This is a genomic window from Streptomyces sp. CA-111067, from assembly GCF_050956065.1.
Taxonomy (GTDB): domain Bacteria; phylum Actinomycetota; class Actinomycetes; order Streptomycetales; family Streptomycetaceae; genus Actinacidiphila.
The window spans coordinates 4063375-4078269 of sequence record NZ_CP192103.1; the positions used below are offsets into that span (position 1 = coordinate 4063375).

A 14895-nucleotide genomic window follows, 5' to 3' on the forward strand; every position below is an offset into this window, starting at 1 on the left:
TCCTGAACTCGTCCTAGATCCGCCCTATCGCCAGGCCGGCTGGTCTGTCGGGATCGGTTCGGCGGGGGTGGGTTTGTGGAGGGCGGGGGTGGGCGGAGGGGCGTGGAACGCCCTTCCGTTTGGGGGGAGTTCGGCGTTCTGGTAGCGGAAGGGGAGGCCGGTGGCCGCGTCGGGGTCCGGGTGGGTCATCAGCTGGAAGTGGACGTGGGGCTCGGTGGAGTTGCCGGAGTTGCCGCAGCGGGCGAGGGGCTGGCCGGCGCGGACGCGGTCGCCCTCGCGTACGGTGAGCGAGCTTCGGCGCAGGTGTGCGTACAGCGCGTACGCTCCGTTGCCCAGGTCGAGGATCACGTGGTTGCCGAGGAGCCGTCCCGGGCCTGCCATGTCGCGCGCGGGGCCTTCGACGGCCAGTACGTAGAGCACGCCGAGCAGGGAGTTGCGGCTGCGGTGGTCGCGTCTGCCGTCGGCGGCGCGGACGACCGTCGCGTCCGCCACGGCGAGGACCGGTGCGCCGAAGCCCGGGAAGGCTTCCTCGCGCCGGGAGATCGGCCACACCCGCGCGAAGGCGGGGCGGGAGCCGCACGTGGGCTCCGCCACGAGGTCGATGGCGTAGGACTGCCCGTACGCGTGCGTGCCGTGGCTCGGCACCCGCGTGGCCGGGCTGTTCAACGCGATCCAGCGCCCGGAGACGGGGGCGGCCACCTCGATCGGCGCCCGCCGTACCGCCTGGATGTCGCGGGCGGTCAACCGTCCGCCGATGACGGTGCAGGCGGTCGCCGCCAGCGCGGGAACGTAGACCCACCATTGAGCGAAGGGCGGGGTGACGAAGAGGCCGGCGACCACCAGGCCCAGGAAGACCCACCAACACACCCTGCTTGCGGCCCTGTTGAGCTTGCGTATCGACATCACGTGTCACACCCCTCCTGGTTCGGGACTTCCGCATCGTGTACGGGGGGCGGCTGCCGGCCCACGTCCCCGTACGGCCACCGCGTCGTCACCGCCGCGCGGCGGACAACACCACGAGCAGGGGCACGACTCGGGCCGCCGGCACCCCGTACTTGCCGCGTCCCGTCGTGTGCAGCCAGCCCGCGCCGGCCAACTGCCGCAGGTGGTGGTAGATCTGGCCGGTGGTGCCGACCTCCGGCAGCTCCGCCAGCTCGGCGACGGTGTGGATGCCGCCGAGGACTCCGCGCAGGAGCTGCAGGCGCAGCGGATGGCCGAGGGCCGCGAGGGCGTCCGCCGTGGCCGAGTCGGCCGGTTCGTCCTCGGCGAGCAGCGCGTCGGCGGGCGTGGTGGCCTGCCACTCGTACCGTTCCTGCGGTGACAGCTGGACCGCGCCGGTGAAGAGCACGGCGCCGGCGGTGACGCCCGCCTCGTCCAGCTCCGCCTTCAGGTGTTCCAGCGCCCAGAAGTCGCCGCCGCTCACCGCGCCGGCGGCAGGCGTGTCGCGCGGCCCCCGGCCCTCCAGCTCGGCGAGCCTGCGCTCCAGCGCGCTCACCCGTTCCTCCAGCTCCATCCTGCCAATATACGTAGTTACGTAATTATTGCAAGCACGGAGCGTGGCCGCGCAGGCAGCCGCGCAGGCAGCCGTGCACCGGCTACCACCCGCCAGGCCCATGACGCCCGAGACTGCGGGCCGGAGCCCGTGTCACCGCCACTCACTGATGAGGTCCTCGGGTTCGATCGTCCGGACACCGGCCACCGCGCTGCCGCTTCTGGTCACCGCGACCAGCGGCGTCGACTCGTCGGCACCTGGCAGCTGGGAACGGTGGATGATCAGCTCGGTGAGGTCGTGGGAGTCGAACGGCCGGTTCTCCAGCCACTTGACCGAACCGACCCCGGTGATCCTCTTGGCGACCGGTCCGCGGTCCGCGCCCACGATGTCGATCTCCGGGTTGTTGGTACGCGTCCAATACCCGCCGACCACCCCCGTGTCGTCGGACACGACCGGTTCAGCGAGGTGGCGGGCAGGCCGCCGGCCGCCCTGCCGATCAGCGTGTGGGTCCGCTCGCCCGCACCGATGGCGCCGAGGACCTGGCGGGCCTGCGCGTCGGCCGGGAACTCGGCGGCCAGGGAGCGCTCAGCGCTCACGATCGCGGCAGAGGTCGGATCCTCGACCACCTCGGCCGGATAGTCGAGGACACCGGCCCCCCGCGGCAGGCGGTGACCGCCCCCACGCAATCCGACGCGGCGGATGACGCACCTGAACTACGCGGTTCGGGCGCGGTGACCGTCGCCCAGGGCTCGGCCGGGCAAAAGGCACGCCCCGGCCGAGGGGCAGAGCTCCGCGCAGCGGCCCGGCTGGGGGTCGAACCTCCCGCTCAGGCCCCCTCCCCCAGATCCTCGTGCAGCCGCGCCAGGTTCTTCGTACTCGCCCGCCGGTTCCCGGTCACCTGCGCCAAGTGCGCTTCGAGGGCGGCCAGTTGCTCGGGCCCGATCTCCGCCGCCCACCGCTCCCGGACCTCGGTGAAGAGCGCCGCCCCGAGCGTGGTCATCTCGTGGCCGCGGGCCGTGACCCGCAGCCGCTTCAGACGGGCGTCCCCGGGATCGGCCTCACGTTCGACGTATCCGAGCCGTTCGAGCGCGACGACCACCTTGGCGGCCGCCTGCTTGGACACCGACAGGCTGCGTCCCAACTCGGTAGCGGTGTCCGCGCCCCCGTCGATCGCGCGCAGGGCGAACTCGTGGGACGCGCGTACGCCCTCGTGGCCGCGGTTCGCCAGCTCGGCGTGCACCTCGTCCAGCATCGACTGGAAGCCGCCGAGCAGCAGCAGGGCCAGCTCGGCACCTGGTGACCGTGCCATGGGGCCCATCATACGAGCGCGCCTCCGCCCGGGTCGACAACTTGGTTGTCTATCGGTAGATTGACAACCAGGTTGTCGACTCAGAACGCGGAGGGAACGTATGGACACCAGGACCCGCGGCGCCACCATCCCGGGCGTCGAACACCACCACGTCAGCGTCAACGGAACGCAGTTGCACTACGTCTCGGCCGGCACGGGCGGCTCCCCGGTCGTGCTCTTCCACGGCTTCCCGGAGACCTGGTGGGTCTTCCACCGGCTGATCCCGCTGCTCAGCGCGCACCACCGGGTGTTCGCGCCCGACCTCCGCGGCTTCGGCGACTCCGCCACCGCCGGGCCGGACCACGACAGCGCCACCGCCGCCCGCGACCTGGCCGAGCTGATCACCCGGCTCGACGTCGGGCCGGTCCATCTGACCGGCCAGGACGTCAGCGGCCCGACCACGTTCCGACTCACCGCCACCCGCCCCGACCTGGTACGGAGCTACACGGCGATCGAGACCGGGCTGCCCGGCTTCGGCGTCGAACGGCTCGCGGACGTCACCCACGGCGGCGCGTGGCACATCGGCGTCCTCACCGCCCCCGGCATCCCCGAGATGCTGCTCGCCGGCCGGGAACGGGCGTTCCTCGCCGAGTACGCCCTGCCCTCCCTCTGCGCGACCCCCGGCGCGTTCACCGACCAGGACATCGACGAGCTCACCCGCGCCTACACCCGGAAGGGCGCGTTCGCGGGCGCGGCCGGCCTCTACCGGTCGATGCTCAGCGAGGGCGCGGAGATCAGGGAACTCGCGTCGCCGCCCCTCACCACCCCCGTACTCGCGGTCGGAGCGAGGTCCGGAGAGTTCACGCCGACGACGATGCGCCAGGTCGCCAAGGACACGAGGTCCGCCTCGATCGACGGCGTCGGCCACTACGTGGCGATGGAGGCGCCCGACCGGCTCGCGGACGCGCTCCTCTCCTTCTACCGGGAGACCGACAGCCCGACGTGACCCAGAGCCCGGCGGTACCGAGGACCCGGCGCAGCCAAGGGCCCGGCGCGAGAGCCGGCTTGGCGCAAACAGGAGGCCAAAAGCGCCCAACCGGCCCCACCCATAAGGACGTTCAGCCGATGCCCAGCGCCCGCAGCACCCCCTGGAGGTAGCCGATCGCGTGCGCCCGGCCCCGACTGGTGTACGCGGCCGAGGAGATGTCCATCCACGTGTCGAGGTCGCCCTCCATCGCGGGGACGTGGTCGTCGATCAGGAACCCGTCGAAGCCGGCCTCGTGCAACTTGCGGACGACGCGCGCCGGATCGAGGTTCCCCTCGCCGAGGAAGCACTCGCGGAAGGACGGCACGGTGTCCTGCACGTCGCGGAAGTGCACGTACGCGATCGCGCCGGCCGGCCCGAAGGTGTCGATGACCTCGTCGACCGCCGCCTGCCCGCCCATCTCGGAGACCGTCCCGAGGCACAGGTCGAGACCCCACGCGGGGCTGCGGCCGGCCTGTTCGCGGGCGCGCACCAGAGCGGCGGGGGTGGTGAAGATCCGCGCCGCGCCGCCGAGTCGGGTGTCGACCGGCGGGTCGTCCGGGTGCAGCGCGAGCCGGACGCCGACCTCCTCGGCCACCGGCAGCACCGCGTCCAGGAAATACTGGTGGTTGGCCCACATCCGCTCGGCGTCGAGCGGTTCGCCGAGCGGTTCCACCGGGGAGAGCCGGTAGGCGGCGAGGGAGTTGCCCGCGTCCGCCGCGTCGAGGTCGAACGCGGTGACCCGGGCGCCGCCCCGGCCCCGCGCCGCCATGTCGGTGCGCCAGACGTACGTCGGCATGAAGTGGTAGCCGAGCACGTCGATGCCGACGGCGGCCATGTTCCGTACGGTCTTGCGGTAGTTCTCGAGCTGCCGGTCCCGGCCGGGCAGGCCGCGGTGGATCTGCCACATGTGCGCGGTGGGGACGTTCTCCAGGCCGTCGATCCGCAGGCCGTCCGCGTCGCACCGCTCCCGCAGCCGCCGCAGTTCGTCCAGGCTCCAGTGGCCGGCCTCGCCGGGAAGCAGGTCCGGGGTGTGGAACTGGACGCCGGTCAGGCCGAGTTGGTGTGCGAAGGCCGCGACGCGCCCGTCGTAGACGTCGATGTGGCCGAGGGAGAGACGCACGGTCACGGCGGCCCCGTTCCTGTGATCTGCCTGGATGGGTGCGGGGGCGCCGAACAGGCCGCCCCCGCACCTCGGTCGTGGTCCCGGCTACTGGCCGAAGACCTGGAACTCCCAGAGCGAGTAGCCGTACTGGGTCGAGCGGGTGGTGCCGTACATCCTGATGTAGCGGCCGGAACCTGTGACGTTCAGGGTCTGGTTGCCGCCGGTGCCGGTGGTGGTGGAGTAGATCGACGTCCACGCCGTGCCGTCAGCGGACGTCTGGATCTGGAACGCCTTGCCGTACGCGGTCTCCCAGTTCAGCACGACCTTGCAGATCGAGTGCGTCGCGCCGAGGTCCACCTGGAGCCACTGCGGGTCGGCGAAGCCGGACGACCAGCGGGTGCCGTTGTTGCCGTCCACCGCGTTGGGGGCGGGGAAGGCGATGTTCTCCGCCGAGGACGCCGTCGCGCTCTTGTTCAGCGCGAGGTTGGCGGTGCCGCAGGTGCCGCCGCCGCCCGTGGTGACGGTCCAGCTGAAGGTGGCCGTTCCGGTGGTCCCGGCGCCGTCCTTGGCGGTGACGTTGACGGTCGAGGTGCCGGCCGCCGTCGGGGTGCCGGTGATCAGGCCGGTGCTGGGGTTGATCGACAGCCCGGCGGGCAGGCCGGTGGCGCTGTAGGTGAGGGTCTGGCCGGCCGTGGAGTCCGTGGCGTGGATCTGGGTGCTCACCGCGGAGCCGGTCGTGGAGCTCTGGTTGCCCGGGTTGGTGACGGTGACGTGCGGGGACGATCCCCCGCTGGGCAGTGTCCACAGCTGGCTGGCGGCGCCGGTGCAGGTCTCGATGTCGAGCCGGGCCCCGGTGTTGCCGCCCGGATCGGTCAGGCACAGGCCGGAGTTGTTGTTGACGAGTTCACCGTTGGCCTGGTGGGTCCAGTTCTGCGCCCCGGTGCCGTTGCACGGATACCACTGGACGGTGGTGCCGCTGGTGGTGCCGGCGCTGGTCACGTCCAGGCAACCGCCCTGCACCCGGACGGTGTTGTCGGTGTACGGCGACCACTGCTGGCCCGCGCTGCCGTTGCAGCCGGCCAGGCCGATCGGGTTGCCCTCGGTGTTGAGGCTGTTCTGGTTGGCCGCGCACAGGCCGCCGGGGCCGGTGACGGTCCCGGTCGAGGTGGGGGTGCCGGTCGGCGTGGAGTTGCCGCCCTGCTCGTAGACCGCCACGTAGCCGACGCTCAGCGTGCCGCCGGACGTGGTCGCCGACGTGGGGGTCGGCGAACCGTGGATGCCGTCCGGGTAGTTGCCGCCCATGGCGAGGTCGAAGATGATGAAGAAGCCGTGGTCGATGGCCTGTTGCCAGGCCGCGGTGCCGACCGACGCCTCGGTGATCGTGCTCTCCACCGTGCCGTCCATCAGGAACTGCAGTGTCTCGGCACTGGTGTTGGTGCGGTCCACGATGACCGAGTACGTGTGGTAGCCGGTCTGGCAGCTCGAACCGGCCCCGGGACACGGGATCAGGTCGTGCCCGCTGCTGCCCGCGCCGTCATGGAGCGTCTGGGAGCCCTCGTTGAGGGCGTTGACGTCCTCCATCATGTCGATCTCACCGGACTGCGGCCAGCCGCCGCCGGTCCGCATCGTCGAGCCGAGCGCCCAGAAGGCCGGCCAGTAGCCGAGGCCGTTCGCCGGGTTGGGCTGCTGGAGCGAGGCGGTCATCTCCAGCTTGCCGCCGGGCGGTGCCTGGAAGTCGCCGCGGGTGCTCTCGATCCGGCCGGAGGTCCAACTCCCGCCGCTGTTGATCGCCTTGAGCGTCAGATGGCCGTTGCCGTCGAGGTAGACGTTGTTCGTCGAGTTGGTGGTGTGCTCGATCTCACCGGTGCCGAAGCCCGATCCGATGTCGTAGAACCAGTTCGCCGAGGAGGGGGCGGAGCCGGCCGCGCCGGCGAAGTCGTCCCCGAAGACGGTGGTCCAGCCGGGAGGTGCGGGCGGCACAGTGGCGGCGGAGGCCGCCGGCGCGACCGCCAGCGTCGTGGCCGCGGCGCCGGTCAGACCGGCCGCGAGCAGTGCGAGCGTGGTGACCACCGAACGCCCGCGCGGCCCTGCACGATGGCGTGGGCTGCGGCCGATGATGCGCGGTAAGGAGAACATGCGTGGGGGTGTCCCTTCGAGTGCGCTTTCCGGTGACGGCTTCCCGGTGGCGGCGTGGATCAGGGCAGGTCGGCCTCGTCTCCCAACAGGGTGACGCGGCCGCGGAGCTGCGGTACAGACCTTTGGAGAGCGCTCTCAGGGATCTCAGGGAGAGGTGTACGACGCGGGCACCGACCGTGTCAAGGACTCGCGCAGCGACCGCTCGGAGCCTGTGAGGCTGCCCCCGGCGGACCGCCGTCACCGCGGGCTCGCGGCCGCCCCGCGTCCGGACGTCAGTCGGTGAGGACGGTGCCGAGGACGATCAGGGCGCGCCAGGTGCGGGCCATCCCGAACGGGGCGGTGGCGCGGACGACGGCGCGGATCTGCGCCGGGGTCGCTCCGGCGGTCAGCGCGCGGCCGACGTGCGCTTCGAAGCTCTCCTGGAGGGTCTGGTAGAGGACGTCCACCGTCAGGGTGGCGAAGGCCCGTTCGCGGCCGGTGAAGCGGGAGATGCCGGCGCGGATCCGGGACTGGAGGTCCATGTAGTCGGCGAATCCCTGGTCCAGTGCGCTCGCCTGGGCGCGGACCTCGGCGGGGATCTGGCTCCCGGTGCCGCTCGCGTCCACTTCGGGCACCGGGCCGGCCGGACCGGGCAGGCCGTGCGTCCGCTCGACCTCGGCCAGCCGCTCCAACGCGGCCAGCGCCGCCGGGTATCCGCTGTCGTAGGAGACGAACCGGATGAGCTCCCGCAGGTCGTCGGCGTCGAGCCCGGTCTCCAGGGCGCTCTGGACGTGCAGTTCGAACGGCATCCCGAGCGTCTGCTCGCACACGTCCGCGACGAGGTTCACCAGCGCGGCCTCGCGTGCGGTCAACTCCGGCCCCGACTGCGCGAGTCGGAAGCTGACGGCGGCCATCTCCGCGAACGCCGGGTCGAGTTCCTTGACCGCGGACCTGCCGGGCAGCGCCATGACGACTCCTTCGAGTGGGCGACTCCAACACTACAACCGTAGCGCTACAACCGCCCACACACAACGCGCAGCCGGGCCCCCGGGTGAACGCGGTGGTTCACCCGGGGGCCCGGCCAGATCCTCAACTCGCCCCGTGGGCGCTACCGTCGGCCGCGGTCCGCCTCCTGGAAGCCGACCGTGTAGGTGCGCGTGACCGACCCGTTGGCCGACGTCACCCTGATCGTGCGGGTGCTGATCCGGGACCCGGTGGACGAGAGGACCGGGCTGCCGTCGGTGACCCGCACCCGCGCCCCGTGCTCGGCCGGCACCGCGCCGACCGGCGGAATCCGCCCGTTCTTCGGCCAGTTGACGACGTACGTCGACACGTCCGCGTCGAACCCGTCGATCGGCACGCCGCCGACGGTGATCGCGGAGGCGTCGGCGACGCTCGCCTTCGTGGCGTCCGGCACGTTCGTCACCGTGACCGACCCGTCGGCGCCCACGACCACCTGCGCCGTCATCGCCGCCGCCAGGTTGATCCGCTCCCAGCTCGCCCCGCCGTCCCCGGTGAGGTCCAGCGGGTAGCCGGAGTCCGTCGCGGTCTGCTGGAGCACCTGCGTGCGCTGCTCGGCGGTCAGGCCGGGGAACGCGGTGAGCAGCAGCGCCGCCGCGTCGGACGGCGCCTGGAGCGTCTGCCCTGCCTTGCCGACCTGCGAGAAGCCGTAACTCAGCCGCTGGGTGTACAGGTTGACGTCCTGGGTCGTACTCAGCCCGTCGTACGAGTCACCCTCGCAGGCGGCGAGCGTGTCGCCGTACCCCTCCTTCTGGCACTGCGCGAGCAGCACGTTCTCGATCTCGGTGTGGGCCTGCGTCAGCAGGTCCGCGAACGCCGGGTCGGCCCACCGGTGCGCCACGGTGGCCTGCCCGGTGATCCGGCCGCCCATCACGTCCAGCGGGTAGTGGAACCCGAGCACGATCCGGTTGTTGCCGTACTCGGACGTGCGGGCCAGGATCGACGGCGCCAGCTCCGGCAGCAGCGTGGCGAGGATCGTCCCGGCCTCGTAACCGCCGTAGGTGTGGCCGCTGGGGTACGAGCCGTCGCCGGCGAGGCCGCCGTACGAGCCGTCCTGCGACTCGTAGATGTCACCGCCGTCGCCGACGAACCCGAGCCGTACGTACGGGCGCAGCGAGCCGTAGTAGTCCTTGGCGGCGGCGTGCGTGTCGATGCCCTGCGTGACCCGGCCGAACAGCGCGTTCGTCTTCGGCAACGCCCCGCTGTTCAGGGCGTCCTGGTAGATCTTGCCGAGCCGGGACCCGAGGCCGTCGGACATCGTGACGGTGGGGCTGCTGGTTGCGTCGACCTCGGCGCGGTCCACCTGCGCCTGTGTCGCCGCGTTGTTGATCGCGACCGCGGTCTTGTCGTTCTCGGCGGTGAGCGGAGTGCCGTCGGGAACCTTGGTGTTGGGGGCGAGGGTGCCGGGACCGAGGTCGCGGAAACCGCTGAGCAGGTCGTTGAAGTAGTCAGAACCGTCCCCGGTCGCAGGCCACTTGTCCGAGTCGTAGTCCGCCTTCAGGGTCTCGTCGGGGAAGGGCGAGGCGGTGTACGCCGGGTCGGCCGCGTCCTGGCTGCCGTCGGTGACGGCGCCGGTCACGGCCGGCTGCTGCGGCTGGTGGCCGCCGGTCGGCACCGGCGCGGTGGCCGCGCTCGGGCGCGAGGTGCCGTAGCGGTTCACCGCCTGCACGCGCGCGGTGTAGGACCTGCCCGACTCCAGCCGGGTGAACGCCGTACTGCGGGCGGCCGGATCGTTCACCCGGACCTGGTGTCCGCCGTCCCCGTGCCCGCCGTCGAGGGTGACGGTGTAGCCGGTGACCGGCGAGCCGCCGGTGTCCTCGGGCGCGGACCAGGCGACGGTCACGCTCGTACCGGACGACGTGGTCGACACCGCGCCGGGCGCGGCAGGCGCCGTCTTGGGCTTCGCGGTGAGCGCCGACATGGCGTGGTCGAGGGCGGTGTAGCGCGCGGTGAGGACGTCGTCGGTGGCCGCGCTGTCCGCGACCGCCGTCTTGGCCGCCGCCAGCGCCGTGGTGAACGCCTTCCACGTCGGGTCCGTGTAGCGCGCGTCATCGAGCGCCGAGGCGGTCGTGACCAGGTTCTCAAGTCGCAGCCTGGGCAGCGGGATCAGCTGGTCGGCGGCGAGGGTGAGGCTGCGGGTCTGGTTGTCGGCCTCCAGCTGGGTGGTGCCGTCGGCGGCCACCAGGGCCCGGGCGGCGGTGAGTTCACGGGTGAACACCGCGAAGTCGACGGCGTCGTACCGCTTCGCGTCGTCGGCGAGCCCCTGGTACTGCGAGATCGCCTTCTTCAGCGCGGACTTGTCGGTGGTGGCGGGCGTGCTGACGTGGTCGAAGGTGATCCGGCCCAGGTTCGCGACGTACGGGTGCGAGGAGTCCGGGGTGGTCACCAGCCGCAGGTGGACGTCGTGCCGGCCGGTGACCGCCTTCGGCAGCGTCAGGCGTGCCGTCCCTCCCGAGGACCACGCCGCTCCCGTCACCGGCAGCGGGATCGTCGCATACGGCGTGCCGGGGGCGGAGGCGTCGAACGAGTCCAGGTAGAGCTGGACGGCCGAACCAGTGCCGCAGCGCGCGGAGTTGTTGACGTACGTGATCGAGGCGGTGTCCTTCGTGGCGCTGCCGAAGTCGACGGTGCCGTAGTCCAGCCAGGCCCCGTCGTACGTGCCGCCGAGGTCGGTGCTCGAACCCGAGCCGCTCCAGCCGACCGGCTCGCTCTTGAGCCCGTTGCCGCTGTTGGCGGTGAACGCGGTGGCGTCGAACGCGGTCGGCGCACCGGCGTCCTGCGTCAGGGTCAGCGAGTAGACGTTGGCCACGTACGGCTGGGCGTCGGTCTGCGTGCTGGAGACGAAGTCGGCGTAGACGTCCTGGACGCCGTTGAACACGCTCGGATCGAGGTGCGCGGTCGCGGTGCCGATCGTTCCCCAGCCCGAACCGGTGGAGGCCAGCGGGATGGTGACGCTCTTGGCGCCGTCCTTCGCGCCGAGGTGCAGCTCGATGTGCGAGTCCGAGGCCGCCCGCGACTGCGGCTTGTCGTAGCTGACGGTGACGGTGTCGGCGCCGTCCCGCAGGTCGGTGTCCTTCCACTGCGCCCAGGCGCCGTTGGTGGTGTTCTCGAAGATGCCGCCTGAGAGGTTGAGCGGCAGCGTGCCGCCGCCGGTCGTGGTGGCACCGCCCGCCGTCAGCGTGGCCAGCGTGGTCGTGGGGGACGACGTCTGGTCCGGCGAGAACTGGTACCAGTCGAAGTTGGACACCCACTGCTGGCCGGCCGGGGCGTGGAAGACGAACGTCGCACTCCCCGCGTTCAGCAGCAGGTCGGGCTCCGTGATGGTGGCCTGCACCGTGCTGTAGTACTGCCAGCCGCCGGTGCCCGGCAGCGTGACGGTGCCGACCAGCGGGCCGTCGGCACCGCCCGCGTGGATGTCGACGCTGCTCGGTGTCGCGTTCGCCGGCTGGGAGTTGGCGTAGCGGACGGAGACGCTGTGCGGGGCGACCCCGCCGAAGTCCAGCTTGCCGTACTGCTCCCAGGCGCCGTCGGTCACGCCGCCGAGGTCGCCGTCGGAGTAGTACGCCTCACTGGTGAGGCTTGGGCCCTCCTTCTGGTCGGGGCTCTCGGCCTGGAGTACGGCGTAGCCGCCCTCGTCGATGGCGAGCGCGTCGATGGCCGAACGCAGCGCGTCCGTCGCGGCCATCAGGGTGCCGGTGCCGGAGGCGGTGTCGGCGAGGACGGTCCGGGCGCGCTCCAGCGCGGCCTGGAAGGTGTTCCAGGACGCGTCGGAGTAGTTGGCGGCGCGCACCAGGGACGCCTGGCCGACGAGCGCGGCCAACTCCGCGCGGTGCACGGCGGCGGCGGAGACGACCAGCGGGTCGGTGGCCGACACCCCGGCGCCGCTGACCGTCGAGGCCCGCGCGTGGGCGAAGGCCGCGTCGGTGAAGGTGATGCCGAAGCGCACGTCGGTCGTGGTGCTGCCGGTGAGCGTCAGGGTGGCGGTGCGCGAGCCGCTGACCCGGAGGTCCGCCGTGACGCCGTGCGGCAGGCCGGTCACGGTGGCGGCGCCGGTCCTGGTGAGGCTCGTTCCGCTGCGGGCGGCGAAGGACGCCGGTCCTGACAGGGCGAGTTGGACGCTGCCGCCGTGCTTTCCGCCGATCGTGCCGTCCGCGGTGGTGGCGATCGTGTCCGGGCGGGCCGAGACGACGGTGCCGTGGCCGTTCGTCCCGCCGCCGCCGTTCCCCGTGTCGGTGTCCAGCGAGTACGCGGGCTTGGTGTGGGCGCCCCACTGCGAGGGCTTGGCGCCCATCGTGAAGTCCAGGGTGCCGCCGGCGATGATCTGCGAGTAGTCCAGCCAGGTGTTGTCGAACCGCGAGCCGTTCAGGGTCGCGTTCTGCACGTAGTAGTTGCTCGCCGAGACGCCGTCCGCCTGGACCTTGAACTGCGAGCCGTTGGGGTAGGTGATCGTCGTGGAGTCGAAGAACGGGCTGCCGATCTGGAACTGGCTGGAACCGGCCGTCACCGGGAACAGGCCGAGGGCCGCCGCGACGAACATCGTTGACATCGTGCCGGCGTCGTTGTCCATCGTCGGCAGGAAGCCGTCCGGCGCGAGCTTGTAGACCTGCGTGTCGACCGGCGGGGTGAACTCGCCGCCGGAGCTGGGGGCTTCGTTGGTGGAGCCGGTCGCGATGTACCGGTTCCAGGTGGTGCCGGTGTAGATCGAGCGCACCCACTTCTGCGTCAGGCTGGGCTCACCGACGTAGTTGAAGAGGTACGGGGCCTGGAGGTCGATCTCGTTCGCGTTGGAGTGCAGCATGGTCGAGCCGTCGGCGGCCGCGGAGTCCTCGCCGAACATGTGCTCCACGGCGGCCTTTCCGGCCTTGTCGCCGCCCATGGCGTTGATGAGGCCGCCCATGTCGTAGGCGTCGTACCAGTTGTACTGCCACAGGGTGCCCTGGTAGAGGCCGGCCGCCTCGAACTTCGCGTAGTCCGTGCTCTGCCAGTCACCGCCCGACGCGCGCGGGGTGAGTAGGCCGACCTGGGTGCCGTCGGAGGCGGTCCACGCACCGGACTTGACCAGGTTGTCGATCGCCATCGTGGACTGCGTGCGCAGCTTGGCCGCGTCCGCGTCCTTGCCGAGCGCGCCCGCGATGACGGACAACGCCCACTGGTCGTAGCCCCGTTGGACGGTCGTACCGGGGTCGCCCGAGACGTACCCCTGCCGCAGCTGCGCGCCGGTGTAGTACCCGGCGTACGACATCAGCGCCGGGTACGCCTCGTCCAGCCGGTCGAAGTTCTTGTAGCCCTTCGACAGCGCGTCGGCGATCACCACCGCCGAGCGCTCCCAGCGCACCGTCGGCACCGAGTGCGTGAGGCTGCTGATGGACTTGCCCGAGCCGTGCACGTCGGCGAACAGCTCGATCAGCGACTGCACCATGTCCCGGTACGTCGCCGGGTCGATGTACGCCTCGACCGAGTACTTGCGGAAGTCGTCCCAGGTCGACCAACCGTCGTAGTACGTGAAGCCGTTGGCGGTGTGCACCGCCCCGTCGGCGCCGCGGTACGTCCCGCTGGTGCTGGTCGCGTTCACCGGCAGGCCGTACATCCGGTACAGGTGGGTGTAGAACTCCTTGGTGAGCGTCGACCCCGGGTCGGACGTCGCGGACGCGTGCACGGCGACGGCGCCGAGCGTGCTGTTCCAGTCCGCTTTCGTCCGCTCGCGTGTCTGGTCGAAGGTGCGGCCGCCCAGCTCGTTGTGCTGGTCGGTCGCGGCCTGTTCGGCACTGATCGGCGAGAGCGTGATGCGCAGTTCGACGTCCTTGCCCGCGGACGGGTCGAACCCGAGGACGGCGCCGGTGTCCGTACCGTCCTGCTGCGTCGCGTCGCTCAGCGTGCCGTCGTTGCCCCAACTCCGCAGCGAGGTCACGGGAACGTTGGTGGTGGCGTCGTAATACAGCTGGTACGAGGCGCCGTTGAACGAACCCGCGATCAGCCCGGTGATCGAGGTGGTGCCGTCCGCGAGCTTCGTCGCGTTCATGGTCGCGCGGGTGCGGCTGGTGTAGTTGTTCGCGAGGTCGAAGACCAGCTCGGGGTCGGAGCCCGCGGGGAAGGTGTACCGCTCCAGGGCGGTGCGCGTCGTCGCGGTCATCTCGGCGCCGATGGTGCCGGGGCCCTGCGTCACCGCCGAGCCGGTCCCGGACAGCGCGCCGAGCCCCACCCGGTACGAGCCGGGCGTCGCGCTCTCGTCGTCATGGCTGTACGGGTGCGCGTACGTACTGGGCGCGGGCCGCTTGTCGTACCGCACGGAGGTCGGGACGACCAGCAGGTCCCCGCCGCCGCCCGACCCGCCGACGCCGTCGAGGTCGGTCGCGGTGAACCCGGCGATGTGGTCCTCGTTGTAGTCGTACCCCGAGTGGTTGCGGTTCGGCGTGGTCATCGGATTGACCTTGGCCAGACTGTGCGGGGCCTCGGCGCCCGGCAGGTCGTTCCCGTCGTCGCCGGCGGTCGACACGAAGGGGTCGACGAGCTTGGTGTAGTCCGTGCTGGTGCCTTTGCCGGCGGAGGTGCCGGCGGACGCGGGCGGGGTGGGCGCCGCGCCGGCGACACCGGCCCCCGCGAGCGCGGCGAGGCCGAGCGCCCCGCTGAGCAGCACGGCGACCGTGCCGCGCGCGGGTCTGCGAAGGACGGCACGGAGCAGGGGAGTACGGGTTCTGCTGGACATGAGGCCTCTCGGGGGCGTCGCGGTACGCACGCACAACCCGGCAGACATCGTTGTCAGCCCAACACTGGAGCGTGCAGAGTGAAGACGGCAGTGGACAGGGGGGAGTATCCCCGCGGGGGTCGCGGACGTCCACTATCAGACACGGGGA

General features: G+C 71.6%; 9 protein-coding genes. 1 reads left to right on the top strand and 8 read right to left on the bottom strand.

The features are described 5' to 3' along the window. Window positions 1–24: 24 nt before the first annotated feature. The 4 genes from ACQPW6_RS17610 to ACQPW6_RS17625 all read right to left on the bottom strand — a co-directional run bounded on the left by ACQPW6_RS17610 (window position 25) and on the right by ACQPW6_RS17625 (window position 2801). Entirely contained in the window at window positions 25–903 is an 879-nt protein-coding gene (locus tag ACQPW6_RS17610; protein WP_433890583.1) for a M23 family metallopeptidase, read from the bottom strand. Between the two features lie 88 nt (window positions 904–991). Next, window positions 992–1513, bottom strand: coding sequence for an ArsR/SmtB family transcription factor (locus tag ACQPW6_RS17615; protein WP_433890584.1), 522 nt, complete (start codon window positions 1511–1513; stop codon window positions 992–994). 132 nt (window positions 1514–1645) lie between these two features. Continuing rightward, the gene (locus ACQPW6_RS17620; RefSeq protein ID WP_433890585.1) at window positions 1646–1942 is read right to left on the bottom strand and encodes a hypothetical protein; all 297 of its coding nucleotides are present in this window, start codon (window positions 1940–1942) and stop codon (window positions 1646–1648) included. Window positions 1943–2318: 376 nt separating this feature from the next. Then, a complete protein-coding gene (locus tag ACQPW6_RS17625; protein WP_433890586.1) occupies window positions 2319–2801 on the bottom strand; it encodes a MarR family winged helix-turn-helix transcriptional regulator in 483 nt (160 codons plus the stop codon). 100 nt (window positions 2802–2901) lie between these two features. On the opposite strand from ACQPW6_RS17625, the gene ACQPW6_RS17630 reads away from it, so the two are divergent. Then, the gene (locus ACQPW6_RS17630) at window positions 2902–3786 is read left to right on the top strand and encodes an alpha/beta fold hydrolase (RefSeq protein ID WP_433890587.1); all 885 of its coding nucleotides are present in this window, start codon (window positions 2902–2904) and stop codon (window positions 3784–3786) included. Between the two features lie 112 nt (window positions 3787–3898). Here ACQPW6_RS17630 and ACQPW6_RS17635 read toward each other — a convergent pair whose 3' ends face one another. The 4 genes from ACQPW6_RS17635 to ACQPW6_RS17650 form a co-directional block, all read right to left on the bottom strand. Beyond that, complete coding sequence (locus tag ACQPW6_RS17635) at window positions 3899–4933, bottom strand: mannonate dehydratase (protein WP_433890588.1); 1035 nt, start codon at window positions 4931–4933, stop codon at window positions 3899–3901. 81 nt (window positions 4934–5014) lie between these two features. Next, a complete protein-coding gene (locus ACQPW6_RS17640) occupies window positions 5015–6979 on the bottom strand; it encodes a ricin-type beta-trefoil lectin domain protein (protein WP_433890589.1) in 1965 nt (654 codons plus the stop codon). Between the two features lie 338 nt (window positions 6980–7317). Further along, complete coding sequence (locus ACQPW6_RS17645) at window positions 7318–7992, bottom strand: carboxymuconolactone decarboxylase family protein (protein ID WP_433890590.1); 675 nt, start codon at window positions 7990–7992, stop codon at window positions 7318–7320. Between the two features lie 140 nt (window positions 7993–8132). After that, window positions 8133–14747: a glycoside hydrolase domain-containing protein gene (locus tag ACQPW6_RS17650; protein ID WP_433890591.1), complete on the bottom strand. Its 6615-nt coding sequence runs from the start codon at window positions 14745–14747 to the stop codon at window positions 8133–8135. Window positions 14748–14895 lie beyond the last annotated feature (148 nt).